The organism is Haloarcula sp. R1-2 (genome assembly GCF_011627385.1).
In the GTDB taxonomy this organism is placed as follows: domain Archaea; phylum Halobacteriota; class Halobacteria; order Halobacteriales; family Haloarculaceae; genus Haloarcula; species Haloarcula marismortui.
Window position 1 is genome coordinate 406,027 of sequence record NZ_JAANTG010000003.1, and the last position, 26,206, is coordinate 432,232.

Here is a 26,206-nt window from a genome sequence, read left to right on the forward strand (position 1 = left end):
TCCCATAGTGAATCAGTGGATAATACGGCCAGCCGGGTTGGCGGTCTCGAACCGCCTGCAGCGACGTGATACAGTCCCAATGGCGCAGTTTACGGACCTATTTAGTACCGGATTGGACCGGCGTCGAACACGGCCCGGACCCGTCAGTCAATGGCCGATAGAACGGTGCTGGATGGGTAGCAATGAGAGACCCGTCCCGAGCCGTTTCGGGGTCTACTCTTCGGGACCGAACATCGCGTCGGCGTCGGCAGGCGTATCGAAGTCGTGGAAGTGCTCTCCCTCCTCCTTCGTGAGAATGTTCAGCGCCGCCGCCGCGCCGTCGCCAGCGGAGATGACAGCCTGCCACTCCTCCGCTCGGACCATTCCCCCTGTCGCGTAGGCATCATCGACACTCGTTTCCATTGTCACGTCCACGTCAACGACATCTTCAGCGGTCATCTCACAGCCAAGCGACGCAGCGAGGTCACGGTTGGCACCCGTCGCGAGGACGAGGTAGGGTGCTTCGTACGTCTCGTCCTCAGTTGCGACCTCGAATCCGCTGTCAGTTTGGTGCACGTCAGTCACCTCTGTACCCTGCTTTCGGTTGACGCCGAAGCTATCCACCTGTGTCCGGGCGGTTTCCATGAACGCCGACCCGTCCTGAGAACCTACCCCAAGATAGTTGAACAGGTGTGCCTTGTGCATCCAGGTCCCGTCAGTGTCGAAGACTGTCGTTTCCAGGCCGTTTTTCTGTGCAAACAGTGCCGCACTCAGGCCGGCGGGACCACCACCGACAATAAGAACGTCCGTCATGTTTCTGTGTTTATATTCCATCTTTGGTAATTGTTTTCATCCAATAACACGGCCGGGCGGATGCGACAGACGGCATGAGAACGGTTTTCCACAGCCGACCCGAAACGGATCTATGCGCGCAGCCATCTACCGTGGCCCCGGTGATATCACCGTCGAAGAGGTTCCCCGACCCGAAATCGAATCGCCAACTGACGCGGTTATACGCGTGACCCACACCGCCGTCTGTGGCTCCGACCTGTGGTTCTACCGCGGCCAGAGCGACCGTGAAGAGGGCTCCCGCGTCGGCCACGAACCGATGGGTATCGTCGAGGAAGTCGGCGACGACGTGCGCTCAGTCGAACCCGGCGACCGGGTGTTCGCCCCGTTCGTCGTCAGCTGTGGCCGGTGTGAGTTCTGTCGGAAGGGACTGCACACGTCCTGTGTCAACGGCGACTCATGGGGCGGCGACAACGGCGGCGGCCAGGGCGAGTACGTCCGAGCAACGGAAGCCGACGGGACGCTCGTCCGCGTCCCAGACCGCCACGCCGACGACGAGGACACGCTGGAAGCGATTCTGCCGCTGACAGACGTGATGGGAACGGGCCACCACGCGGCGGTAAGCGCCGGTGTCAGTGAAGGCGACACCTGTATCGTCGTCGGCGACGGGGCCGTTGGACTGTGTGGCGTTCTCGCGGCGCGACGCCTCGGTGCGGAACACATCATCGCGATGGGGCACCACGAGGACCGCCTCGAACTCGCTGAGTCGTTCGGTGCGACAGAGACCGTCGCCGCCCGTGGTCAGGACGCCGTCGACGCCGCGGACGACCTGACTAACGGCGGTGCAAATCACGTCCTCGAATGTGTCGGTGCGGCCTCGGCAATGGAGACCGCTATCGATGTCTGTCGTCCTGGCGGGACCGTCGGCTACGTCGGCGTCCCACACGGCCTCGATGATTCCGGATTGGACATGTTCTCGCTGTTCGGCGATAACATCGGGCTCAACGGTGGCATCGCACCGGTTCGTGCCTACGCCGATGAACTGCTGGCCGATGTGCTGCAGGGCACGCTTGACCCGTCACCGATCTTCACGAAAACAGTCGACCTCGACGGCGTTCCAGAAGGGTATCAGGCGATGGACGAGCGCGAGGCGATCAAAGTTCTCGTCAAGCTATAATCAATCCGCACTGGTTTGCAGCCACACAAATCGCTGCATTACTTGACAGACGTTTGTGGCTAATGGTAAAACAATGTCAACGGAGCAGGCCTCTGTGTGGCCAGTGTTATCGTTCTATACGAGTGCAAGGCCCGGAATGGCGCTAGACTAGCTTTCCGCACGACCGACAGCGAGGGCTGTCAGCCGACGGGTCGTAAGCGAGTGCAACGTCGTTGCAGTGACGGCAATATCGGTCGGAGCCAGTGGTGTATGAGTGCGTGTTTCCTTCGTGTACTAACATATGTTAGTAGATGTCACGGTACTATAAAACTTTTCTGGACAAGTAGATGGCTATGCCCTTATATTCCATATATACTGCTAACAATTGTGTCTTTTGCAGTTCATTCATCCAGATAATCTAGCTTCTTCCTCAATACTGTTGTTCAGGAGTTTGGATAGTGACAGTTAGATGTCGCCGTTCACGATGTCCGCGACCCGCTGGCGGTCGAACAGCTGTTCTTCGGGCGGAATCTCGGGATACGGCCCCTCAGTGTAGGTCGGCCACTCGCCGAACTGCTCGGGATACAGTTGTTTTGCGGTCATCTCCAACTGGAAGAGATGCAGTATCGGGCCCTGATATCTCGCCCCCTGGGGGTAGATCCGGTCGGTCTGTACGGCCGTGATTTCCGACCCAACTGGGTCGGATTTGAACGCCTCCCGTCGCTTCGGAAGGTTCGTACTCGGTTCAAATCCGCCGAGGTGCAGAATGATGTCCGGGTCAGCCTCAAGGAGCGTTTCGAAGTCGACCACTGAGTTCGTCTCCACCGAGCCCTCGAAGGCGTCCCGTGCACCGAATGGGCGAGTGTGTGCGGTCAGGAACCCGGGGTTGTCAAGCGTGTACGCGTATATCTCGTCAAGGTCAGCCGCGGCGAGCATCACTGCCGACGGGCGTTCCGACTCAGGTGGCAAGTTCGCGTCGATGGTCGAGCGCATTTCGTCGTGGATGGCCGCGAGCGCCTCGTAGCGGGCCTGTTCCTGAAACGCCTCAGCCACGAGTTCGAACTGCTCCCAGAGGGTGTAGTACTCGTAGTCCCCCCATCCAGACGGGGGTTCGGCGTGTCGGTCACTCAGCGAGTTGCCGAACCAGGGTGAGATGTTGGTGGCGATCTCCTCGAAATCCTTCTGGTCCCAGTTGTCCTGTTTGGCGATCCAGGCCGGGTCTGCCAGATGGATGTCACTATCCAGTTCGTACAGTTTCTCCTTGCTCGGTTCCCACGAGGAGTACAGCCCGGTCCAGTCGAGCGACACTCCCGGCAGCCGTTCGACGAACTGGTTCCAGAGCCCGCTGTAATAGTCCGGTGCGTGCATTGCCGTGACGGTATCTCCACGCCCCAGCGCGAATGCCATGTCGGCGTGGTGTGTGAGCCGTGTAAAGACGGTCTCCGGTGGCGAGTCGAAGGTCACCGCTCCCGTCGGGGACATCGACACGGAGTACGAGCCGTTCCCAGTGGGTGTGTCCGTCTCCGCCTCTGACTCCGTCCGTGTCGTCCCGACTCCCTGCTCGGCGTCACTGGTGCATCCCGCAAGCAATCCAGCGCTGAGAACCGTTCCCCCGTATTTCACGTACTCTCTCCGCGTCGGTGTCTCGGTGTCTGTGGTGTCGTCAGCCATTGTTTTAGGCTAGCCTAAAAATTATATAGTTGTTCCGGTTCACCGAGCCAGAACAATCCGGTTTCAAACGCGGACTCCAGCGTCCGCGTCAAGAATCCATCGGGCAGGGCCCAATTTCGTGGCTCCTATTCGGCAACGACTTCTTCGGCGCGGTCCGACTCAGCAGTATCGCCACCACCAGTGTGGTCGTCACCATCGTGGCGGGCCCGGATTGGATTCACGCGCGGTCCGCGTGGCGTGGCCGAGACCTCTGCCTCGATTTCGAAAACATCCGCGAGTAGTTGCTCCGTGACCACATCTTCGGGTCGTCCCCGAGCCTGTATCTCGCCGTCTTTGAGTGCGACCATCCGGTCAGCGAGGCGGGCCGCCTGCTCGAGGTCGTGCAGGACGACCACGATGGTGATATCGCTCTCATCGCGGAGCGTTTCGATTATTTCCATCACCTCAAGCTGGTGGTGCAGGTCGAGGAACGTCGTCGGCTCGTCGAGCAACAGCACGTCGGTGTCCTGTGCAAGAACCATCGCGATCCAGGCGAGTTGCTTCTGACCGCCACTGAGGCTACCGACTTCGCGCTCACGGATGTGTCCACAGCCGGCCAGATCAATCGCCCGCTCGACGGCGGCCTCGTCTTCTTCGGTGACACTGTCGAAGAACCCGCGGTGAGGGTAGCGACCGTGATACACCAGATCCTCGACCGAGATGCTGTTTGGCGACGTACTCTCCTGAGAGAGCAGGCCGAGCTTTCGGGCGATCGCTTTAGTCTCCAGCGTCTGGATGTCTTGCCCGTCCAGCAGTACCGATCCCGCGTCCGGTTCGAGCTGGTTGGCGAGGCCTTTCAGCAGCGTGCTCTTGCCCGACCCGTTCGGGCCGACGAGCGCAGTCACGGCCCCGGGTTCGGCGGTGATCGATTCACCGTCGATGACCGGTTCATCCGTCCCCGAGTACGAAAGCACCACATCGTCGCCGACCAGCGGCCGGTCCCGGCGACCGGACTGGGACCCAGCAGCGATGTCGTTGGCCGTGGCGATACCATCCGAGTTAGTGTTGTTCTGTGACATTAGATCTCACCCATCTGTTCCTGTCGCCGCATCAAGTAGAGGAAGTACGGGCCGCCGACGACGCCAGTGACGACGCCGACCGGAACCTGTGCGGGATTCAGGGCCAGCCGTGCACCAACGTCCGCAACGACCATCAACGCCGGCCCGACGAACACGCAGCCGATGAGGAGTCGGCGGTAGTCACTCCCGACGATGAGTCGGACGATGTGTGGAACCACGAGGCCGAAGAACCCGATGATCCCCGCAACGGAGATTGCCGTACTGGCCGCCAGAATGGCGACCGCGGACAGCATGAACCGGACCCGCTCGACACTCATCCCGAGCGAACTCGCGGTCTCCTCGCCGAGCAGGAGGAGGTTCAGTTGCCGTGCGCCGGCCAGCGCAAGTAGCGTCGCGGCCAGCGTCGGGATGACAGCGATACGGAACTCCTCCCAGCCGACGCCCGTGAGCGAACCGGTAATCCAGGCCAGTGCTGACTGGACAACGCCCAGATCGTCAGCGAAGAAGAACAGCCCCCGCTGGAGGGACGTAAACACCATGTTGACGATGACACCGGCCAGAACCAGTCTAACCGGACTCGTTCCGCCCTTCCACGCGATCATGTACACGAGTAAGAACGCGATGGAGCCACCGACCGCAGCAAACAGCGGGAGAAGCGGGGCGAGACTGCTGAACAGAACGAGAGTCAGCAGTACGGTGAGTCCCGCCCCGGAACTCACGCCTAGCACGAACGGACTTGCCAGTTCGTTACGTGTCACGGCCTGGAATATCGCCCCGGAGACGGCGAGGCACATCCCCGCAAGCACGGCGACGATTACCCGCGGCATCCGAATGTTCCAGACGATGAGCGTCCGTTTCGGCAGTTCGGGAAGCTCTGCCCCGAAGAAAAACGACTGCCATGCCTGAACGCTGAACCACACCTTCGGGTCGAACACGGCTTGCCACGCCTGAAGGATCGTCATCGAGTACGCTCCGAAACTCACCTGCAGGAGACCAGCCCCGAAGGCGACGGCAACGCTCGCAACACACAACCCGAACAGGGACCCGTCGAGAGTGTCGAGCCAGGCTCTGGCTTGCGACCATACATCGGTGGCTCCGCGTGTCTCGCTGGCCATTACTCGCTCACCTCCGCGCATCCGTCGCTCGCGCCGAGGTAGTTCCGGATCGTTTTGTCATCCATCGCATCGAGAACAGCGGTCTGGTCGAGCCCCGAAACGACCGCCGCGGGGTCCAGATAGCCTGCCAGTGCTTCTTGCCCTGTTTCTGTGCGATCAGCTATCTCGTCGGATGTTATATACGACGAGCGCCGTTCATCAAGAGCCGCCTCACGGACCCGCTGGAACCGATCCGAATCGGGCTCGACCGGAGCATCCTCGGCGTACCGGTCGTCGAAATATTCGACCCAGGTTGCTCGTTCTGTCCATTCGTCGTCTAGTTCAGCTTCGCGTCGGACCCAGTCCACACCGTCAGCGACAGCCTCCCACCAGCCGTCGTCAAGTCTCGTCTCCGCGATCACCCGACGTGCGACCCGTCCGCCTCGACCGGCCGCAATGATAGCCTGCATATCAGCGGCTTCGGACGGTGATGCAACGTAGAGACCCGGAACCGGTGTTGTTCCGTCCGCGTCAGCATACCCGCGGTCGAAGGTTTCCCGTTCCTCGCCGTCGTGTTCGTACGTCTCAAATATTGCCGCATCGTCGTCCAGACCACGCATATACTCGCCATCGTAGCGGGTCGCCGCAATGACGCGACGGGTCGTGGCCGTCTCTCCGTCCTGCGTCTCGACGACAAACCCCTCCCCATCATCGGTTCTGTCGAGCGAGTCGACCAGATCGGAGACGATGGTACAGCCGGCGGTTTCGGCGTGGTCCTGAATGCGGTCATACAGCGTCTCAATGTCGATACCGGCCGGGAAACCGAGGTAGTTTTCGAGGTAGGCACAGCGCTTGAGCGACGACCGGCCGCGGTCGTAGATGACCGTATCGAGGCCCGCTCTGGCCGTGAACACCCCCGCCGAACAACCGGCTGGACCGCCCCCGACGATGATGACATCGTGGTCGAACGTCGTCTCCGTCAGGGTCCCCGTTGTCGCCATGTTCACGACGCTCCGTCCGGCGTCGGTGGCACTGACAGCCGGTGTGTCGGTTCCGAAGTGTCGATCGATTCGTTCAACATACTGTTTAGGCCAGCCTAAATGGATAAAGCGTTTTCGAAGTTTAGGCAGACCGAACATCATGTAAAAAATCTGCTGTTCCGGTCAGAGCGACACTGTCTGGGTGGGCAAATCTGAGAAGTGATGAAGTCGTATTAAGAAGGGGTCCCCCCGACGACTCAGTCGCCAGCCGCCACCCGGAGCTCGGGGAAGTATCGGCCGTGGAAATCAAACGGGGCTGCGTGGGGGAGCGATGCGCTGGCGCGCTCCTCGAACGTCTGACCGTCGAGGACGAGCAGCCAGGACCGATCGGCGTCTGCATCCAGCGCAACGACTAGCACCACGCCGTCATCCTCGGTGTCGCCGTCGGGTGCAGGGACAAACACCGGCTCGCCGAAGTAGTCCCCTCCGTCGTCGAACGTCTCGACAGCGCCCGTGTCCGTGTCGAGTTTCAGCACGCGCCGGGCCCACTCGGTGACTGGAGTATCCATCCCCATCGCGTACACGTACCGGTGCGGACGACACCAGCGAGCCGGTGAGACGGTCGGCAGCGCACTGCCGTCAGGGTACAACATCTCGCGTGACACCGCCGCGTCGACGTCGCCGTAGCGAGGGGCACCGCTTCCGGTACCGAGGTCCACAGTGAACCGCTCGATGCGGCCGACGATAGCGCCCATCTCGCCTGCACGAAGGTTGTCCAGATATAGCGAGTCGATGGTCGTCGCGTCGGGTACTGTTTCGAGGTCGAACACCAGTTCCCTGCCCCCATCTCGCTCGAACGCGTTGACGTGGTGAAAGCCGAACACGGCGTCGATGACCGGCTCAGCGACGACGGTTCCCGTAGTCCGGTCCATGACGATGATTCGGGTTCCGCGGTCTGGTGCCCACTCGAACTGCTCGATAAACGGTGCCTGCCGGCCGGGCTTGAGAAACCGTCGCGGGTCGAGTCGGAGTGGGAACTCCGTCAGCACAACGTACCGCGGCGTGAGCGCGAAACTGTGCATATATGCCGGCTGGTCGGTGTCGACACTCCCAACGTGTCGCCGGGCCCCATCGGGTGACATGGCAGTGACGTGGTACTGGCTGGTCCGTCCGAACGCCGTGTCGACGTTCACGAGGACGCCGCTCGTCGGGTCGCGTTTGAGGTGGGCACAGGAGAGTTGCCCAGTCGGGACGCCGTCGTCGTGTTCAACGTGACCCATCGTTTCGAGCGTATTCGGGTCGAAGCGCACTTTCCGGGGCGATTCGGTCAAGGCGACGTACTCACCACCGAACCGCTCGGCGATAATGTTCGTGTTGTCGTACGGGTCAGTCAGGAACGTCGCCAGCCGCGAGCGGAGCGTCGTCTCGCCGGTCGCAAAGCCGCCTTCGAACTCGCCGCTCGTCGCCGCCTCGTACGCGTCCGTCCGGAGGAAGCGGTTCCGATAGTGCACGGCGTCACTGTCGGGGTCAAAGGTGAACCGGTACAGCATCGCGAACCCGTCGAACCAGTGGTCGACACTGCTACCGTTTGGGAGGGAGAACGCGCCGGGTCCGTTCCGGATGAGACTGCCACGGAGCCAGTCCGGGAGGTCACCGGTCACGGAGATGGATGCCGCCGTCTCGTCGTGTAGCGAGTGGAACCCAGGGTGGGAAGTCATACCGTTACAATGGGTGACAGCGGCTAAGGCCTGACGCCCATGCTATCAGGGCATCACTCTCGTGTCGTGTACGCGTTCCCGCTGACGACGACACAGTCGTCCTGTGGCCCGTACGGTCGGTACGACGGCGAGTCTGTCCGGCGGCGGCGTAGCGACCGGAGCACGTCGGCTTTCACCCACGCGAAGCCGACCACGATGACAGCGAAGCCGGCGACGGTCACCGGACCGAGTGTTTCACCGAGCAGGAGCCAGCCGCTGATAGCCGTCACTGCTGGCACCACGTACGAAACCAGACTGGTTTCAGCGGCACCAACTGTGCTTATCAGGCGGAAGTAGAGGAGGAACCCGATTGCGCTGGCGACGATACCGAGATACGCGATCGCAGCTAGCTGTTCAAGCCCAACGGTGACGGTTCCGAGTTGCTCCGAGGGCAGCCCTACGCTGACGGCGTGCAGGATGGCAGCACCGAGCAGCGTCATCCAGGCCTGCAGGCTCACGAGCGGGAGCGAACTGGTGTAGCGTTCGGTCAGGACTGCACCGACAGCGAAGGCGACAGCGGAACTGATGAGGAGGGCGACGCCGAGCAGGCGGCCGCCGACCGCTCCCGGTGTGGGGTTCGCAATAATAACCACGCCGATAAACCCACAGACGGTGCCGATGAGTTCGTGCGGTCGAGCCCTGTAGCTCGGAATCAGTGTCGATGCGAACGCCGGCGTCACAACCGGCGTGAGACTGAGCAGGATTGCGCCGAAGGAACTCGGGACGTACTGCTGTCCAAGGAACAGAAGCGCGAAGTGTGCGCCGATGAGGACAGTCCCGCCGATGAGAATCAGCGACCAGTCATCGCGGGTCTGTGGGCGCAGTGACCGGCCTCGCCAGAGGGCATAGCCAAGCAGGACGACTGCAGCGATGTCGTGTCGGACAGCTGCCAGCAGCACCGGCGGGACGCTTTCGAGACCAGTCTTGATCGCCACAAAGGAGAGTCCCCAGATGAGTGCAAGCGCAGCAAACAGCAAGCCGATATATCGTGTCGAGTGTGTCATTCCAGTAGAGACCAATCGTATGTGCTGGAGGAGTATGAAGCTTCTATCGCCACTGTGACGCACACACACGGCCTCTACGGCCCGGACTGCTGTTCAGAAGTTCTCGAAAACAGTGTGTATCCGCAGTGCTTTCGAAGCCAGTTGTACCGAGACGTATTGTTCTACTCTGGTCCGTAACACGGAGTTCTCATTCGGCCACCGAACAGTCTCTCGGTCCACTGTTAGTAATCTCAAAAACGAGGGTGATGCCCACGTCGGCAGTTCCGAGCGGATGCTCCGAGTCAGCATCCAGGTGTATGGCCCGAGTCAGGTCGACACCGTGTCGAAATGCCAGCCCGGGTCGGTCCCGGTTTCGTCAATGTGCTCCGACCGGCACGCCGGACAGCAGTCAGGGACAGCAGTTTCAGACCGGGGAACGTACACCGCGCCGTCACATTCCACACAGGCGTCCGCGACGACTGTCACGCAGTCTGCACAGAGATTGAAGTCGTCGACTGTGAGGTCTCGCAGGGGTTCGAGTTGTTTGTCCAAGAGGTACTCGTCGATAGCCGCCTGACAGTTTTGGCACAGTTGCATAGCGATCCAATTTGATGCATGATACCGTGACACAAATAGTTGCTGCCCGGTTATCGATTGTGAATGTCCCGACGGGTAGCTGTTCGATTATGGAGTCGCCCAGAAGTGACAGATACCAATGCGGGCTACGGCGCACGGAACACGCGAATAGTGTCCCGAGAGGTGGGTTCTCGAATTAGTTGTGCGAACCCGAGCTCTGAGAACACCTGCTTCCAGTTGCGGTGATACAGCGGGAAATCGTCATCGACGTAGCTCACGTCAGTGTCTGCGCGTCCACGTTCGGGGCTGTTGCCTTCGTTTTCGGCGATTACGAGGAGGTCGCCGGCAATACGGGCGATTTCTTCGAACACCCATGCGTCGTCCGGGTGGATGTGCTGGAGCGTCTCAACCGAATAGGCGACATCGAAGGCATCGTCCTCGAACTCAGTAACAATGTCTTCGAGGGCACCGGTGTGGAACGTCCCCGAATCCGCGAGCTGCGGGTAGTGCTCAGCCATCACGTCAAAGGATTCGTCGTTGATGTCGATACCAGTGAGATTCCCGTATCCGCTGGTCTGCAGGTGTGCCAGATGGCGGCCCGAGCCACAGCCCAGTTCGATGATTCGGGCGTCGTCGTGGACGTAGTGGTCGAGCACGTTGACCAGTGTCTCACTCACCTCATTCGGTCCGAGTTCGGCGTAGTACGCCGGCGAGAACTTCCCGGAACGGGAGGCCCAGTCGTCTCGAACGTCGTCCGGGTCCATACCCACCGTACACCGTTGTAGAATAAATGTACCACGAAGTGCGTGTCAGGCAGTCGTGGGCGCAAGCAGGGTGACACAGTTTACGCTGCTACGGGTGACGCTCCTTCCGCCAACTAACAGCGGCTGAAAACTGCCAGTGTCGTGGCCTATGACTCGTGCTGGAGCAAGCGGTCAGCCCGCGTTTCAAGTTCGTTCTCGTCAATCTCACCGGATGCGTACTGCTGTTTAAGCGTTTCCAGTGAATCCGGCTCAACCGTCGCCTCGCGCTGTAGCTGCACGTACAGCAGGCCCCCTATCGCCACAACAGCGATGATGAACGCTGCGAGCACCAGCCACCAACCGACCGGAGTCGTGCCCATACCCATTCCCCCACCGTGGGGCCCCATCGGTCCGTGCTGGAGTAGCGCAGTTGTTGGCGGTAGCATCTGGAACACCTCTGTTTGTATATACGGGCCTCACAACATAATTACGTGCGCTGGTTCCCGAGAAGTGAGAACGCAAGCCGCGACGCGGAGCAGCGAATACAGCGCTCCAGAGGAGTTCGATACCCGCTGCTGTTAGTGGATTGCAACACCGGTTTCACCCGACTCGGAATTCACGTCCATACCAGTCGTCGATTCGAAGTTCGTACGGCGTCGTCGTCGATGTGTCGTCCCAGCTGACTGGGTTCGGGGCGAACTGTGTGTTGCTGGCCAGCGAGGCAAGGGCCGGTTCTACCTCGCCGTACGTCGTCTCTACTAGCTCACCCGTGACCACGACGCTTCGCCAGACCGATTTGGGCTCGGTTTCCTCGTACACCATGAACCCGACGGTGGCGTCCGCGGTCAGATACCGGTGTTTCTGGCTATCGTCGCTCTCTGACAGGTGAAACGCAAGGCTATCCGTCGCCGGTTCGTACCCGAACGCGACCGGGAACGGATACGGGGCCGCCCCCGTCGGGCCGGACAGCGCCAGCACGCCGATTCCGTTGTCAGTGAGGACATCAACGACCGCTTCGTCACGTAATTCTCGCATCCCGGATGCAACGTTATCTGGCAACTACTTGGAGAGCAGACCGCATTTTCATTCGGTGAGAACGTGAGAGTTGCTTTTCAAATAATGGGTAACAGAACAGGTATGGGCACAGATTCGACAGGGGAGTTCGCCGAGTGGGATGACGAACGGTACAGCACGAATATCGAGCGGTTCGATGAACAGCACAAGCGCCTGTTCGGGCTGCTGAACGACCTCCACACGGCGATGAACGAGGGCCATTCCGAGGAGGAGGTCGGTGACATTCTCCGGGAACTCGAACGCTACACGGAGTACCATTTCGGTGACGAGGAAGAGTTCATGCAGAACTGTGGCTACGCCATGGACTGCAGCGACTGTTTCTACAACCACCGTGAAATGCACGAGGAGTTCGCCGACAAAGTGCGAGAACTCCGCGAGAAACACGAAAACGGGGAGTACGTCACGATGGAGGTCCTGACAGTTGCCCGGGACTGGCTCGATGCGCACATCGCCGCCGGCGACGAGGACCAGAACTACGCTGACTACTTCCAGACAGAGGTCAGCGACGACTACGAGTACGAACCCGGGCAGCTCTATCATGACCGGACGGCATCAGAAGACCCCGTCCCAGTTGATCGCCAGAGCGAGGACGCCGGCGTGCGCCTCGACAGCGACATCTACGACAGAGCCTCGCTTTCGGTCCCGGACGGGTCAGTAGCGGCCTGGTTCGAAGACATCGTTTCGGACCACGGGGACCGGACCGCGGCGCTCGTCCGAGATGACGGCGAGTTCGTCGAACGGAGTTTCGAAGAGCTGGCCGAGCGGGCGAAGGCAGTTGCGGGCGGCCTCCTCTCGACGGAACTGCGCCCCGGGGACCGACTGGCAATCAGAGCACAGTCCCAATACGAGTGGTCCGTACTCGACCTGGCCTGTCACTTCGCCGGGCTGGTCCCGGTTGCACTCTACCCGTCCGCGAGCGACGACCGGGCAGCCCAGATTATCGAGCGGACCGGCGCAACCGGACTCGTGGCAGCGGGAGACGTGGCCGACGACCTCGCGATGGCCGTCGAAACCGTGCTCGATTTCGAGGACTTACCGACTGCTGAGGCGAGAGTGCTGCCCGGTCTGCAGACGGACGGTGACGAGGTTGCGACAGTCGCGTTCGACGTGGCTTCCCCCGCAGAGAAGGCCGGCTGTGCGCTGACACATCGAAATCTTCTGGCGGCAGCAGAGAGCCTCCGCGAGGCGCTTCCTACTGGTCCCGGAGCGACCGGGACCTGTTCGCTTCCGCTGGCACACATCTATCAGCGTGTTTCGACATACTACCTCTGGGCGACCGGGAGTGCCGTCGCATACCTCGGGGCCGAGGAGTTTATCGACCAACTCGCGGCTGTTGAGCCGGAGGTGCTCGTCGGTGTCCCAAAGATGTACCAGCAGCTCTACGGGACGATACAGGACCGTCTGGGTGACATGGGCTGGATGAAACGGAAGGTCGGCGGTCGAGTGGCGTCCTACGGGGAGGGTATCGTCGAAGGCCAGGGAACGCCGCTGAAATACAGAGCCGCCAACCGGCTCGTGTACAAGCCGCTGCGGCAAGAAGCGGGGTTATCAAACCTCACCTACGCTCTCTCCGGGACTGGCCGACTCGACGACCATCTGCTGTACTTCTTCCGGGGGCTTGGCGTTCCGGTATGCGAGCTATACGGTTCGGTCGGAACAACCGGTGTCGGCGCACTGAACCCGGCAGAATCCTTCGTCCAGGGGTCGATTGGCGACCCAATGCCGGGCGTTGAAATCGCTGTCTCCGAAAACAGAGAACTACTGATCCGTGGGCCAACCGTCCTCGGTGGGTTCCTCGACGACGGCCAGACTGGCTCACAAACGCTTCGGGACGACTGGTATCACACCGGCGAAGTCGGTGAGGTGGGGCCGGACGGCACGCTGTCGGTCGGCGAGTGAGCGCCGTCAGGCGGGCAGTAAACACCCCGGTTACCGTTCAGCCAAAGAGGATTGCGCTTCAACTCAGGTCAGACGATCCGAGACCCGAGTGCGACGAGTGGCACGAGGACGAGTAGATACGCAGCCGCCGAAATCGCCCAGTCCCGTCGGATGTCCGCCATCCGAGCCGACGGCAGTCGGGAACGTGGGAGCACGACAAAGACAAAGAAGCCAACCATCAGCGAATAGAGGACCGCAGCAGCGACTACTGTCGCGAGTATTGACTGGCCACCGAGAAGGCCTTCGCTGGTGAGAAGCATCCAGACGAACAACGGCCCAGTCAACCAGCCAGCGATGTAATGGACGACGTTCGCAAGCCGACCCGGCGCGTCGGCTGGGACACTGTTTGTTAACACACCGGAGGCAATGAACGGCGGTGTTTCGCCTTCCGGCAGTCTGGCCATTACCAGATCCATCACAACCGTCGCGGCGACAGCGGCAACCACCCCGATAACAAACCGAAATGACACCGTAAGCGCCGTAACAAGAGGTACCGACTCCATGTACCACTGAGAGGGCGGGGCTGTATTCTGTCTGACGGTTCAGGCCGACTGTGATACCGATTTGTTGGGTGCGAAAGCCTGTGAGGGCGTACCCCGTAAGGGCTTCATGCGCACACAGGATGCAGGACACCGAGCGGCAGCAGTCGCTGCTATCGCTGACCGCGATTATCGGCGGGCTGGAGATGAATACACGCGGGCTGGGTGGCGAGTTCTCTCGGACCCGCGAGAAGGCATTGAGCCGTTCGGTGCTGACGAGAAGGGCTGGGTCGGTGACGGGCTTCAGTACCTCGCAACAAGCGCGGTCTGTTACCGTGTCGCCGGAAACGACACACGCGCCACCCGTCGTGGCGTCGAGGGCGTCGCCGTGGCCAAGGATTTGACCAACGGGCTCGAGCATCCGGTTCAGCACGCTTGTCTCGATGAGTTCGTCGCGGATTTCCGAACCGTTGCAGGGCTCGACGGTGTCGAGGCGGCGTACCGCGAGGCGGAATCAGCCTACAAAGACGCTGGAAGTGCTATTGACAACCCGCAGGCGTGGGGGACGACGCCGCTGTTCGAGTCCGCTGCAACGCTCATCCAGCAGGTCGCCCGTGGCCCCGCCAACGGCGAAATCGCTCTTCCCTGGGAAGACCTCCATGGCACAGACCCGGGCGACCCCGGCAGGTTCCTCGCACAGCGAGCTGTCGTCAAACGCCAGCGGTTCCCAAGTCTTATTCAGCAGGTCATTAACGACGGCTTCCTTGCGACCCCTCGGGGGACGACGGAGTACGACACCGACCACCACCGCTGCCCACACTGTGGCTCGACAGATGTGAACTGGGTCGCAGAGAGCGTTGTGTGCCTTCGATGTTCCCGTCCAACAGACGAGACCAGCTAATACGCAGTGTCTGTTTTCAAAGTAGGGCAAGATGTTAGCACTGTGGGACTATATTTCGACAATACGGCTACAAATATGACTTGTAGAAGGCTATCTTGGCTATTTCTCTCTTGTTTTAATATCACTTCGTCTATCTTAGTCGTGTGTGAGCTTACTCAGACTGTGAAGAACTGAAGTCGAAAGATATCTATGCAGACCAATTGCGCTGGTCACGTTGTCGGTTCAGTCGACTCGGGTAGTGACTCCGAGTCGGTACGGGCTTGGATTAGAAGTCGCCGATTAACAATGTGATCGACAACGGTAGTGCTATCGAGAATTTCCGTCTCACTGTCGTGGGTTTCTGGGTCGCCGGTGTACCGTCGTATCTTGAACGAATCCATTGCGTTTCGGTTCTCTGAGACTGGTTCGATAACTTCGAGGTACTCACCGGTGGTGGTGTTGCGATAGGTTTCGCCCGTGGCAAAGCCGACAACGGGGACATCCGCAGGCCACTGCCATGAGAACTGCCGAAGATACTGGTCGAACTGCCAGACGAGATGTGCCGGGTCAAGATCGTCATCAAGCGCTCCCACAGCGGCGGAATCGAGTGTCCGGTCCCAGTAGTCCACGACACACTTCTTGAGGTCGTCTTGCAGACAGTCCTCAACCAGTTTCTGCTCGATCGGATAACCGATTTCGATGGCAACGATAGCGTGTCGGTCAAGATGGGTGAGACAACGCTGGCATTCGATCTCGAACACGGACAGGCCAAGTGGGTTATCCGCAGTCAAGTGCGCCAGTTCGTTTCCGCAATTGGGACACCAGAGAAACAACACCCCGTTGTCTGCACCGGACAGTTCACCGAGCACAGTCAGGTCATCAAACGCAGTGTCAGGTTCGTTCGTCCGAGACTCGGATATCGACTCCGGAGCGGCCTCTGCGGCATCATCCGCGTATTTGGCCAACTTTCGGTCTTTCAGTAGTGACTTGATAACCGAATCGTGCGAGGAGTGCGACTCCGTGTCACGTATCTTCTCTATCTGTTCTTTTGTCCAATCACGTACGCGGATAGTTGCCATTTGCCACACATTCAAACCAAACTGCAAAAACAGTTTCCTTTTATAATGATGGTTAACCTTCGCGCACAATCACCACGTAGAGGGCCGTTAATGACTGGCAGCAGAGATACGCCGCTTGATTTCGGCGTTCGAGACACGTATCTGGTTGGCTGCCAGTCGATGAGTGACGAGGTCGAGGAGGTCCAGTTCTGACAGTAGTCTCCGTGCATGTGTCTGGCTCAGATCGAGACGCTGGGTCACCTCGTCCAGAGAGTTGGACTGGGTAACAGTCTGAGCGAGCTGGGCCACGGTCACGTCCTGAGAGATACCGAGTCCATCCGCAACAAGGTTGTCGTCGCTGTCCTGCGAGTCAGCCTCGGCAAGCAGGTCAGCGACAGATCTGGCACCCAGTCCGTCCGGTTCTTCGGGTTGACTGTTGTCGCTCACCCTGTCGTCAGAAGGGTCTGACCCGGCATCGGGACCTGCATCGGTGTCAGTATCGGACTCTGCCTGCACGTCTGCAAGACTGAGTCCGCCTGCCTGTGGCGTCGTGTCCGTCGGGTCGTGGATATCGTACTCCACCATATACCGGCGCACAGTTTCGGAAGTCACGTCGGCATCAAGCGCCTCGGTCATCTCCGGGAACGTATCGCAGGCATCGTATGCTGCCTGGAGTGCCTCAGGGTCCTTGTACGCTGGCACGGAATCCGACTGCGAGAGGGTTTCCGCCAGTTCGTTGGACGTGTCCCCCTGATCGCCTGATGGGACCGGTATGTTGGTTCCAACAGGGACGGTAACCGTCACGTCAATCTCGATCCGTTTATCAATCACATCAAACTCCTCAGCGTCGACGGAGACGTCATCATGTATCGATACGCCACCGAATACCGGCGTCGCGAGCGTCAGGTCGGCACTGATCTCGTCGTTATCCGCGGTTGTCTGGCCCCTGACTGAAACCGATTTGACCTCAGTGTCAGACGAATCTAGGCATTCGAGTACCTGCGTGAACGTCTCAAAGGCGTCACTAACTACCATATGTCATCCACGCTCACAGTCCCACTATTACATACGGGAAGAGGAGAAATTTGCCACAATAGACGAAAGAGACAGATTTGGTCCCTCAACCACGCTACAGTCAAAATACCGTGTGTACAGAATGTGCACATTGACTGCGATAGCGAAATATTGCCTGTCATTTTACACCCTTAGAGTGTAAATAAAATTGCGTTCATAGACTGTACTTTCCAGAATGTACCAGCAGATTATATTTACACCCTTAGGGTGTATATCAGTAGGACCCCCAGTAACAGCGAATTGAAACCATCTCCGTTTGGTGACCGCCCTACAGTCGTTCCCAGAGTTCGGCACTGGCATCGCCGACAGCAGTCATGTCCGAATCATCGACGCCAGTGACGCCTGATTGCTGGTCGTAGACAGACTCTCCGTCGATTATCGTCCGGGTAACGTCCGCACGGCTTGCAGCGCTGACGACGTAGTAGGGTGCACTCCCGTCCAGCACCGGGTTCGGCCCCAGATCCAGCGTGACAAAATCACCGCGTTTGCCGACCTCGATACTGCCGACAGCGTCATCCATCCCCAGCACCGCCGCACTGCCGATTGTCGCCCATTCGAGGGCGGTGGCCATGTCGAAGCCGCTCGGGTTGCGCTGCTTGAGTTTGTGGATACCGACGGCTGAACGCATGGTCTCGAACATATCCGGATCCCACCCGTCGTCACCGAGCCCGATTGTCATTTCGTGGGCTTGCATCGTTTCGACATCGGCGATACCGACGGCGTTGTTGATATTGGAATAGGGGTTGTGAGCGACGTTAACGTCGTTTTCTGCAAGTACTTCGATTTCGGACTCGGTGGAATGGACGCAGTGGGCAGCGATGACCTCAGCATCGAAAAAGCCCATGTCTTCGAGCGCGAACACCGGTCGTTCCCCGTAGTCGGTGATGGATTCGTGAACGTCGACCAGTCCCTCTTCAAGATGGATCTGGATGGGACGGTTGTCATCGGTAGCCCGGTCGACACACTCCGCGACGATGTCTTCGGTGTTGGTAAACAGCGTGTGGAGGCAGTAGTGGCCGGACACGGTGTCGTACTGGTCCTCCGCTTCGTCGATGAACCGCTGATTCTCCGCGATTCCATCTCTGGCCTGGGCTTCGGAGTTTCGGGCTGTCGTCTCGAACGTAATCATCCCGCGGATCGGTGTCTGTGCGACACCCTCTGCGACGGCGTCGAGACCGCCCGGCAGCGTGTTTGGCCCGGAGTAGTTGTCACAGAAGGTGGTGACGCCGCTCTGGAGCATCTCGACAGAGGAACCCAGTGCGGACAGGCGAGCGTCACGTTCGGTAAACGCCTCGTCGACGTTCCACCAGATGTCGACGAGCGCTTCGTAGAAACTCTCAGGTGACGCAGCGAGCGGCGCGCCGCGAATCGGGAGTGCGTACATGTGGGTATGACAGTTCACCAACCCCGGGATGACGACTTCCTCGGTGGCGTCAACAACCTCGTCGCCCGAGGCGTACCCGTCCTCGATAGCGACGATTTCACCGTCCTCGACAACGACATGTACCTCTGACCGGACCGTGCGCTCATCGTCCATCGTGATGAGCGTCCCTGCGTTCAGTATCACAGGTTGGGGGATATCAGCAACTGACTAAAAGCTACTCCGCCCCAGAACAGCCTTAGCAGCCACTCTCTCACAACCACCGTGTGCGACGGATGTGGCGTCTCACACACCAACTGTTTTCGTCATTCGCCCGGGCTGTTCTATCATGACAGACATTCACATTAAAGACGCACAGGTGGTGAGGGCATCGGGTGTCCAGCACGGTGAAATCACGATGTCCGACGGAACGATAGACGCTGCTGGTCCGGCGTCGGCGGTCCCAACCCCCAGTAATCCGGACACCGTCATCGACGCGGACGGCATGGTCGCGCTCCCGGGCGCTACCGACGTGCACACACACATGCACGACGACGAACTGTTTCCTGATGGTATCGATTTCGCGTCCCAGACCGCGAGTGCGGTTGCCGGTGGAGTGACGACAGTCATCGAGCTACCGACCCAGACACCCGTCACGACGCCGGAGGCAATACAGAGGAAAGCGGAGACGTGTTCGACGCTGGCCCACATCGATTTCGGCCTCGTTGCGGGCAATATTCAGGACCCCGATATCGACGTGTCTGGCATCATGAGCGCCGGAGTAGCGGATTTCAAAACGTTTACCGCTGACCCGTATCTGGCGAGTGACGCGTCCATCGCAGCACTCATGCGGCACGTCGGCGATGCCGGCGGAACAGTTCGCGTCCACTGCGAGACGCAGGGACTCCTTGACGACGCGCGGTCGACTATCGTCAGCGATGACCCTGAGGTGTACATGGATTCACGACCGCTCGAAGCCGAACTTGACGCGATCTCTCGGGCGGGCTATTTCGCGGAATACGCCGACTGCCCGCTGCACGTCGTCCACATCTCAAGCGGGAGCGGCGCGTGCGAGGCCGGTCGTTTCAAATCCCGAGCAAACGTTCCAGTCACGCTCGAAACCTGTCCGCAGTATCTGGCCTTCTCGAAGGAGGACGTTGCCGACAAGGGACCGTTCCTGAAGGTCAATCCAAGCCTCAAGTCCGATGCCGAGCGGGAGCGGCTCTGGGATGCGGTTCAGGACGGGACGATCGACCTCATCGGCACGGACCACTTCCCGACGTACCGCGAGACTCGGGATGTCGGCTGGGATGACATCTGGGAGCCATACGCCGGCCTCCCGGGCGTCGAAACAATGGTCGAGTTCCTCGTCAGTGAGGGCGTCCACAAGAGTCGGCTTTCGTGGCCACGGCTCTGTGAGCTCGTATGCGCGGCTCCGGCCCGAAGTGCTGGCATCTACCCCCGAAAAGGTTCACTGCAGCAGGGCACAGATGCGGACGTGATTCTCATCCGGGACGAGGAGTACGAAGTTACCGCCGACGACCACACGTTCGTCGGTGGCTGGACGCCATACGAGGGACAGCACTGGAGCGCGCGCGTGGACACAGTCATCGCTGGCGGTGAGATTGTCGCAAAGGACCACAGGGTTCGGTCAACGGCGGGCCGCGGCCAGTTCCTGAACCGCCCGTTGTAGCGTTTTGCCGTCCATTGACCTGATAGCCAGTTCACAAATAGATGTGTGGCGTGTGCGACCAGTGTGTGAAGGTGTGTCAGCCACAACAGAGGGGGATCGCCTGACAATCGGGCTGAAGCCACAGTACGGTTTTATACCCAGTTGTACTGAGGAAGTAGTATGGGCATGACGCAAGTCACAACCCTCGAGTGTACACTCTGTGGGGCGGAGTACGACCCGAACCGGATCATCTACACCTGTCCCGAACACGAGGGCGTGAAGGGAATTCTCGAGGTAACGTACGACTACGATGCTATCGATGATGCGTTTGACGGCGACCTCGGCGGGCCGATCGCAAGTCAATGGAAGTACGAGGCGTTTCTGCCAGTCGCAGCGGACGCCGATATCGTGACGCTCAACGAGGGCGGGACGGACCTCTTCGACGCGCCGAATCTCAGCGCTGCGCTTGGCGTCGAGACACTGGTCAAAGACGACGGACGGAACCCGACCGGCTGCTTCAAGGACCGCGCCAGCGCTATCGCGGTCACGAAAGCCAAACACGCCGGGCGCGATATCATCACCTGCGCCTCCACCGGGAACGCCGCCGCGTCACTGTCGGGCTACGCCGCCCGCGGGGGGATGGACTGCCGTATTTTCGTCCCCGGTGACGCCCCGACGGGGAAACTCGCACAGCCGCTCGTCTACGGCGCGGATGTCCTTGCTGTCAACGGCAACTACGACGAAGCCTACGACCTCAGCGTCGAGGTCACCGAGAAGTACGGCTGGTACAACCGCAACGCGGCGATCAATCCGTTCCAGGTCGAGGGCAAGCGCACCGTCGGCCACGAGCTCGCAGACCAGTCTATCGCCCGCGGACACGTCCCGGACTGGGTCGTGTTTTCGATGGGCGACGGCTGTACGATTGCCGGGGCCTGGAAGGGGTTCAAGGAGTTTTACGACCTCGGCTACGTCGACGACCACCCTAAAATGCTAGGGGTTCAGGCTGAAGGGGCGTCGGCGATCCACGACGCCTTCCACAACCACGAGGATATCGACGACATCGCCGAAACGCTGGCCGATTCAATCGCAGTCGGACGGCCGCGGAACACGATTAAGGCTTGCCGCGCGCTGGAACAGAGCGGTGGCACCAGCGTGCTGGTCTCCGATGAAGAGATTCTGAAAGCCGAAACGCTACTTGGCAGCACCGAAGGAATCTACTCCGAGCCGGCGGGAGCAGCGCCTATCGCGGGCGTTCAGACGGCGCTCGACCGGGGAATCATCGAACAGGACGAAACGGTCGTCGTGGTGTCCACCGGCTTCGGCCTGAAGGACACGAAAAGCGCCGAGAAGGCGACCGGCGGGGTGGATCGAATCGACCCCGAAATCGCAGAGGTCGAAGGTCTGTACGGCACGGCCGAAGAAGCCGCGGCCGACGACTGACGACCGGACAGTTGCCCCGACACGGGCCCGCACACTGCCATTTTGCGATCAGTTTCAATACACTTCCGAGTCGATGGAGTTGCAGTTGCAAAGTATAGCAAGTCGCATATCCAACGAGTATCACAAATTAGTGAGACATTCGAATAGGTATCTCGGACAGAGTTAAACACATATATTGATATAAGGATTCTAGTAGGTGGATTGAAAAGATAGGGGGCTGGATGGCGTCCCATGAGCGGTCCAGAGGCAGAACAGCAGTCAGTCGTACTGTACGATATCGAAGACAAACCGCCGCTGGGGAAGGCGATTCCACTCGGCATCCAGCACGTGCTCGCGATGTTTCTGGGCAACGTCGCGCCCCCGCTCATCCTTGCCGGGGCTGTCGGCTCCGTCACAGGGGAGACGACGTTTCTCGTCCAGATGGCACTCATCGTCGCCGGCATTGCGACCATCGTTCAGGCGTACCCGGTCGGCCCCGTCGGCGCGCGGCTCCCGGTCGTCATGGGGACCAGTTTCGCGTTTCTCGGGCCGCTTATCGGCATCGGCAACCAGTTCGGTATCGCCGCCGTCTTCGGCGCGTCACTGCTTGCCGCGCCGGTCGAGGTCATCATGGGCGTCTCGTTCGACCGGTTCCGGCGGTTCTTCCCCCCGCTGGTCACCGGTATCGTCGTAATGCTCATCGGATTGACGCTCATCCCCACGGGCATGAACTACGCCGCGGGGGCCTCGGCCGGCCCATCAGCGGAGGGATACGGCTCCTTCGTGAATCTCGGCCTCGCGGGGCTCGTGCTGATAGTCACGGTCGGGCTGAACCAGTTCTTCGAGGGCTTTCTCCGCGTCATCAGCGTATTCGTGGGCATCATCGTCGGCTACCTCGCCGCGCTTGCGCTAGGTGTGGTTGACCTCTCGGCAGTCGCCGCTGCCGGCTGGGTGACGGTTCCCGTTCCGCTCAAGTACGGCCTCGCCTTCGAGCCAAGCGCCGTCGTCACCGTGGCCTTCCTCTACATCATTACCGGCATGGAGACTATCGGGGACATCTCGGGGACGGTATCCGCAACCGGTCGGAACGCCACGCGCGAGGAAATCCGTGGCGGCCTCGTCGCTGACGGCGTCATGAGCGTTTTCGGTGCGGTGTTCAACGCGCTCCCGAACACGTCGTTCTCGCAGAACGTCGGCCTCGTGAACTTCACCGGCGTCGCCAGCCGGTACGTCGCCGGCATCGGGGGCGTCGTGCTGCTTGCACTCGGATTTGTCCCAAAAGTCGGCGCAGTCGTCTCGGCGATGCCCGACGCCGTGCTGGGCGGCGGCGCGCTCATCCTGTTCGCGATGATATTCTCCTCGGGCGCACGCCTCATCACGCAAAACGTCGAGTTAGACCACCGCAATTCGACCATCCTCGCGATGTCGATGGCGCTCGGCCTCGGCGTCGCGTTCCGCCCTGAAATCCTCCAGAACTTCCCGTCTGAGGTACAGACGCTGTTCGGGTCCGCACTTGTCACCGGTGGGATGGCCGCCCTCATTCTCAATATTGTGTTCCCCGGCGGGAGTGTCGGAACCGGGCCAACTGAGTACACCGCAGGACTGGAACCCGATCCTGTCGAGACGGGAGCGGGCGCGCCGCCGGTCGACGACGACTGATACTGTCGGCAGTACGTCTGCGCCACCACGAGGGAACGAGTATCCCGTCTCAACCACAATTAACAACAGGAAGGGGGGTCTGTGCCGCGTGGCTGCGCGCCGTCCCTGGTTACAGGTAGCCGTCCGCAAACTCGTCGATCATCAGCCGCCGGTCGTCGCCAAGCGGATAGAGAATCGGGCACTGACAGCCCGTCTCTGCGTACTCCCGGACTTTCTCCCGACACTGTTCGGGCGTGCCGCTGGCGGTGAGTTTGTGCACCACGTCGTCCGGAATGAGGTGCATGCCCTCTTTGATGTCGTCCTTGTCGGCCGGCCACCCGCCGATGGTCTCACCCACCTCGTCGATGAGGTCCTGGCTGACGCCGCTGGCTTTCATGATGTGTGGCTGTTGCCCGAGGTACTGCGTGATGAGTTCGCGGGCGTTGTCCAGGGCTTTCTCTTCGTCGTGGTCCATCGAGCAGACGACGAGCTGGGGCCGGTCGATGTCGTCAAGAGAGCGACCACCACGCTCCGCCCCGGTCTCCAGTGCGTCAAGGGCCTTCTCGTTGTACTCCGGGCTGACAAGGTAGTTCAACAGGGCCCCATCGGCGAAGTGGCCGGTGAGTTCCAGCATCTTGAAGCCGGTCCCGCCAACGTAGACGGGGACGGTTCGCGGCCCGTCATCGCCGTGGACCACGTCCAGTTCCACGTCGCGCATCTGGACGAACTCCCCGTCATAGGTGACGTTTTCCATGTCCAGCAGGTCCTGTGTCACCTCGACACATTCGCGCATCGCCCGGAGCGCGCCGCTACGGTCAATACCGACCTTCTCGGCCAGCGGGTCCCACCAGGCCCCGATACCACACATGATGCGGTCCGGGCCGGCGAGTTCCTCGAGCGTGCTCATCGACTGTGCGATCAGCGCCGCGTTGCGCGTCCAGTTGTTGATGACGCCCGTCCCGAGTTTGATGTCATCGGTGACCGCGGCGTACGCGCCGAGCGGGGAGACGGCGTCGCGTGCGAGTCGCGATTCAGCCTGCCATATCTCGTCGATACCCTGCTCTTCCGCGTACTGCACGAGTTCGACGTTCTCTTCTAGCGAGTGTTTGTCCTGCAAGTAGATACCGACACGGTCGCCTCTCTCGAAGACCTGATTGGCGCTCATGAGACATGCTGGATTCTCCGAATACCGATAAATAGATTTGGCCACACACACGGTCTGTGGGAGGTGTGGCCGCCGGTATTGGCCCGCGTCGCGGACCGCTCAGTCCGTCTCGCGACTGTAGGACTGCAACAGCGCCGAGGGGACGGCAAGCTGGTCGCTCTTGGTCCGGATGACGGCGTACGCCAGCACGATAATCGTCGCCAGATACGGGTACGTCCCCATGATCTGTGGCGTCATGAGAAACTCGACGATGGGATTGATGACGCCCGCGAGGGGCGCATCGGGGCCAAGCGTCAACGAGATCGACTGGGAGCGAATGCGGAGCGCGTCGAGCAGCCCGAACAGATACGCCCCCACGAGCATCCGGCGGGGCCGCCACTGCGCGAAGATAACCAGCGCGACAGCGATCCAGCCCCGGCCCGCGGTCATGCCGGGGACCCAGAGCTGTGAGAAGGCCAGCGAGAGGTGAGCGCCGGCCGCGCCAGCGAACCCGCCGCCGATGAGCACCGCGAGGTACCGCAACCTGAACACGGACACCCCCATCGTATCCGCCATCTCTGGGTCCTCACCGACGGCTATCATCTCTAGCCCGAGGTTCGAGTGGTACAGGAAGTACCAGACCACGACCAGCAAACCGAGCGCGAGGTAGTCCGTTGCCGTGCTCCGGAAGAGGGCCTCGCCGATGACCGGGATACCGACAAGGTACTGACCGACGAGCGGGAACGTTATCTGCGGGAAGCCGCTGATCGATTCTTCGACCCAGCCGGAGCCGAAAAAGGTTGTCAGCCCGGTCCCAAGCAGTGTCAGCATGACGCCGCTGATGACCTGGTTCGACTTCAGCGTGATACAGAGGAACGCGTGGACCAGCGCCAGCACCATCCCGAGGAGGATGCCGACGCCGAATCCGAGCCAGTGGCTCCCCGTGAGGACGGTCGTGATGAATCCCCCGAGTGCGCCGACGAGCATCATGCCCTCGACGCCGAGATTGAGGACGCCCGCTCGCTCGCTGATGAGTTCGCCCATCCCAGCGAGGAGAAGCACCGTCGCCGCCTGAACAGTCGCATCGAGCAGGCCGGCGATGAAGCTCACCATCAGTCGTCACCCCGCTGTGGCTGGGCTGGCGTCTCCGCTGGCCCGCGTTTTAGGTCGATACCGACACGGTAGCTCTTGAAAAACTCCGCCGTGATCAGGAAGAGAATGACCAGCGCCTGGATGATCTCGACCAGCGCCGCGGGCACACCGAATGCCACTTCCATGCTTGACCCGCCGACGAACAGCACGGCGAAAAACAGGCCAGCGAGCATCACCTTGAACGCGCTGTTGCGACCGAGCAGCGCGATGGGAATGGCTGTAAAGCCGTATCCGGGTTCGAACCCGGCACGGTATCGACCCTGTGCGCCGGCGATCTCGCTGATGCCGCCCATGGCCGCGAACGCGCCCCCGACGACAAACACGAGCAGATACACGTAGAACTTGCTCATCCCGGCCTGCTGGGCGGCCTCGTCGTTCGAGCCGACGAACGTGATTTCGAACCCGAGTCGCGTTCTCGTCATCAGGACATACGTCACGACGACCATGCAGAGGGCGGCGAGCAGCCCAGCGTGGACACCGCCGAACAGTTCCGGAATCGTCGCGGCCTCGGAAAACCGGTCTGATTGCGGGA

At 60.6% G+C, this 26,206-nt stretch carries 23 protein-coding genes and 1 pseudogene; 6 read left to right on the forward strand and 18 right to left on the reverse strand.

The genetic code is table 11. The annotated features are described in order from the left end of the window. Window positions 1-213: 213 nt before the first annotated feature. The gene (locus tag G9C82_RS15965; RefSeq protein ID WP_049944775.1) at window positions 214-792 is read right to left on the reverse strand and encodes an NAD(P)/FAD-dependent oxidoreductase; all 579 of its coding nucleotides are present in this window, start codon (window positions 790-792) and stop codon (window positions 214-216) included. Window positions 793-904: 112 nt separating this feature from the next. Here G9C82_RS15965 and G9C82_RS15970 point away from each other — a divergent pair, with 112 nt between their 5' ends. Continuing rightward, window positions 905-1,945, forward strand: a complete 1,041-nt coding sequence (locus tag G9C82_RS15970; protein ID WP_127014658.1) for a zinc-dependent alcohol dehydrogenase family protein — start codon at window positions 905-907, stop codon at window positions 1,943-1,945. A gap of 444 nt (window positions 1,946-2,389) precedes the next feature. Here the strand turns inward: G9C82_RS15970 and G9C82_RS15975 are convergent, their stop codons facing one another. The 10 genes from G9C82_RS15975 to G9C82_RS16020 all read right to left on the reverse strand — a co-directional run bounded on the left by G9C82_RS15975 (window position 2,390) and on the right by G9C82_RS16020 (window position 11,821). Beyond that, the gene (locus tag G9C82_RS15975; RefSeq protein ID WP_127014659.1) at window positions 2,390-3,595 is read right to left on the reverse strand and encodes an ABC transporter substrate-binding protein; all 1,206 of its coding nucleotides are present in this window, start codon (window positions 3,593-3,595) and stop codon (window positions 2,390-2,392) included. Window positions 3,596-3,720: 125 nt separating this feature from the next. Next, a complete protein-coding gene (locus G9C82_RS15980) occupies window positions 3,721-4,653 on the reverse strand; it encodes an ABC transporter ATP-binding protein (protein WP_007190604.1) in 933 nt (310 codons plus the stop codon). After that, window positions 4,653-5,768, reverse strand: coding sequence for an iron ABC transporter permease (locus G9C82_RS15985; RefSeq protein WP_127014451.1), 1,116 nt, complete (start codon window positions 5,766-5,768; stop codon window positions 4,653-4,655). The genes G9C82_RS15980 and G9C82_RS15985 overlap by 1 nt, the downstream gene beginning before the upstream one ends. Next, complete coding sequence (locus G9C82_RS15990) at window positions 5,768-6,748, reverse strand: NAD(P)/FAD-dependent oxidoreductase (protein WP_127014452.1); 981 nt, start codon at window positions 6,746-6,748, stop codon at window positions 5,768-5,770. Before G9C82_RS15990 ends, G9C82_RS15985 begins: the two co-directional genes overlap by 1 nt. Before the next feature lie 236 nt (window positions 6,749-6,984). Next, window positions 6,985-8,445, reverse strand: a complete 1,461-nt coding sequence (locus G9C82_RS15995) for a carotenoid oxygenase family protein (protein ID WP_127014453.1) — start codon at window positions 8,443-8,445, stop codon at window positions 6,985-6,987. Window positions 8,446-8,498: 53 nt separating this feature from the next. Continuing rightward, window positions 8,499-9,488 (reverse strand): DMT family transporter, encoded by a 990-nt coding sequence (locus G9C82_RS16000; RefSeq protein ID WP_007190607.1) that lies wholly within the window; start codon window positions 9,486-9,488, stop codon window positions 8,499-8,501. Between the two features lie 306 nt (window positions 9,489-9,794). Next, window positions 9,795-10,064 carry a hypothetical protein gene (locus G9C82_RS16005; RefSeq protein WP_004965433.1) on the reverse strand — a complete coding sequence of 90 codons (270 nt, stop codon included), beginning with the start codon at window positions 10,062-10,064 and terminating at the stop codon, window positions 9,795-9,797. Between the two features lie 125 nt (window positions 10,065-10,189). Continuing rightward, window positions 10,190-10,807, reverse strand: coding sequence for a class I SAM-dependent methyltransferase (locus G9C82_RS16010; RefSeq protein ID WP_127014454.1), 618 nt, complete (start codon window positions 10,805-10,807; stop codon window positions 10,190-10,192). A gap of 146 nt (window positions 10,808-10,953) precedes the next feature. Beyond that, window positions 10,954-11,166, reverse strand: a complete 213-nt coding sequence (locus G9C82_RS16015) for an SHOCT domain-containing protein (RefSeq protein ID WP_007190608.1) — start codon at window positions 11,164-11,166, stop codon at window positions 10,954-10,956. Between the two features lie 220 nt (window positions 11,167-11,386). After that, on the reverse strand, window positions 11,387-11,821 hold the full coding sequence (locus G9C82_RS16020) for a pyridoxamine 5'-phosphate oxidase family protein (protein ID WP_127014661.1): 435 nt from the start codon (window positions 11,819-11,821) through the stop codon (window positions 11,387-11,389). 102 nt (window positions 11,822-11,923) lie between these two features. Here G9C82_RS16020 and G9C82_RS16025 point away from each other — a divergent pair, with 102 nt between their 5' ends. Then, window positions 11,924-13,759 (forward strand): bacteriohemerythrin, encoded by a 1,836-nt coding sequence (locus G9C82_RS16025; protein WP_127014455.1) that lies wholly within the window; start codon window positions 11,924-11,926, stop codon window positions 13,757-13,759. 68 nt (window positions 13,760-13,827) lie between these two features. Here the strand turns inward: G9C82_RS16025 and G9C82_RS16030 are convergent, their stop codons facing one another. Continuing rightward, entirely contained in the window at window positions 13,828-14,301 is a 474-nt protein-coding gene (locus G9C82_RS16030) for a hypothetical protein (RefSeq protein WP_004965445.1), read from the reverse strand. Between the two features lie 106 nt (window positions 14,302-14,407). Here G9C82_RS16030 and G9C82_RS16035 point away from each other — a divergent pair, with 106 nt between their 5' ends. Continuing rightward, a complete protein-coding gene (locus G9C82_RS16035; protein WP_007190612.1) occupies window positions 14,408-15,178 on the forward strand; it encodes a hypothetical protein in 771 nt (256 codons plus the stop codon). Between the two features lie 209 nt (window positions 15,179-15,387). Here the strand turns inward: G9C82_RS16035 and G9C82_RS16040 are convergent, their stop codons facing one another. The 3 genes from G9C82_RS16040 to G9C82_RS16050 all read right to left on the reverse strand — a co-directional run bounded on the left by G9C82_RS16040 (window position 15,388) and on the right by G9C82_RS16050 (window position 18,856). Next, window positions 15,388-16,236 carry a hypothetical protein gene (locus G9C82_RS16040; protein ID WP_127014456.1) on the reverse strand — a complete coding sequence of 283 codons (849 nt, stop codon included), beginning with the start codon at window positions 16,234-16,236 and terminating at the stop codon, window positions 15,388-15,390. Window positions 16,237-16,323: 87 nt separating this feature from the next. Further along, window positions 16,324-17,250 carry a hypothetical protein gene (locus G9C82_RS16045; protein WP_007190613.1) on the reverse strand — a complete coding sequence of 309 codons (927 nt, stop codon included), beginning with the start codon at window positions 17,248-17,250 and terminating at the stop codon, window positions 16,324-16,326. A 307-nt stretch (window positions 17,251-17,557) separates the two neighbouring features. After that, window positions 17,558-18,856 carry an amidohydrolase family protein gene (locus tag G9C82_RS16050; RefSeq protein ID WP_127014457.1) on the reverse strand — a complete coding sequence of 433 codons (1,299 nt, stop codon included), beginning with the start codon at window positions 18,854-18,856 and terminating at the stop codon, window positions 17,558-17,560. Between the two features lie 142 nt (window positions 18,857-18,998). Between G9C82_RS16050 and G9C82_RS16055 the strand changes: the two genes are divergently transcribed. The 3 genes from G9C82_RS16055 to G9C82_RS16065 all read left to right on the forward strand — a co-directional run bounded on the left by G9C82_RS16055 (window position 18,999) and on the right by G9C82_RS16065 (window position 23,399). Beyond that, on the forward strand, window positions 18,999-20,342 hold the full coding sequence (locus G9C82_RS16055; RefSeq protein ID WP_127014458.1) for a dihydroorotase family protein: 1,344 nt from the start codon (window positions 18,999-19,001) through the stop codon (window positions 20,340-20,342). Between the two features lie 159 nt (window positions 20,343-20,501). Beyond that, window positions 20,502-21,761 (forward strand): threonine synthase, encoded by a 1,260-nt coding sequence (thrC, locus tag G9C82_RS16060; RefSeq protein ID WP_127014459.1) that lies wholly within the window; start codon window positions 20,502-20,504, stop codon window positions 21,759-21,761. A 231-nt stretch (window positions 21,762-21,992) separates the two neighbouring features. Beyond that, window positions 21,993-23,399: a uracil-xanthine permease family protein gene (locus G9C82_RS16065; RefSeq protein ID WP_007190617.1), complete on the forward strand. Its 1,407-nt coding sequence runs from the start codon at window positions 21,993-21,995 to the stop codon at window positions 23,397-23,399. Between the two features lie 109 nt (window positions 23,400-23,508). Here the strand turns inward: G9C82_RS16065 and G9C82_RS16070 are convergent, their stop codons facing one another. The 3 genes and pseudogenes from G9C82_RS16070 to G9C82_RS16080 form a co-directional block, all read right to left on the reverse strand. Continuing rightward, entirely contained in the window at window positions 23,509-24,543 is a 1,035-nt protein-coding gene (locus G9C82_RS16070) for an LLM class flavin-dependent oxidoreductase (RefSeq protein WP_127014460.1), read from the reverse strand. A gap of 99 nt (window positions 24,544-24,642) precedes the next feature. Next, window positions 24,643-25,635 (reverse strand): ABC transporter permease, encoded by a 993-nt coding sequence (locus G9C82_RS16075; RefSeq protein ID WP_127014461.1) that lies wholly within the window; start codon window positions 25,633-25,635, stop codon window positions 24,643-24,645. Beyond that, a pseudogene (locus tag G9C82_RS16080) lies at window positions 25,635-26,206 on the reverse strand (ABC transporter permease); the annotation flags it as partial. The gene G9C82_RS16075 and the pseudogene G9C82_RS16080, both read right to left, overlap by 1 nt.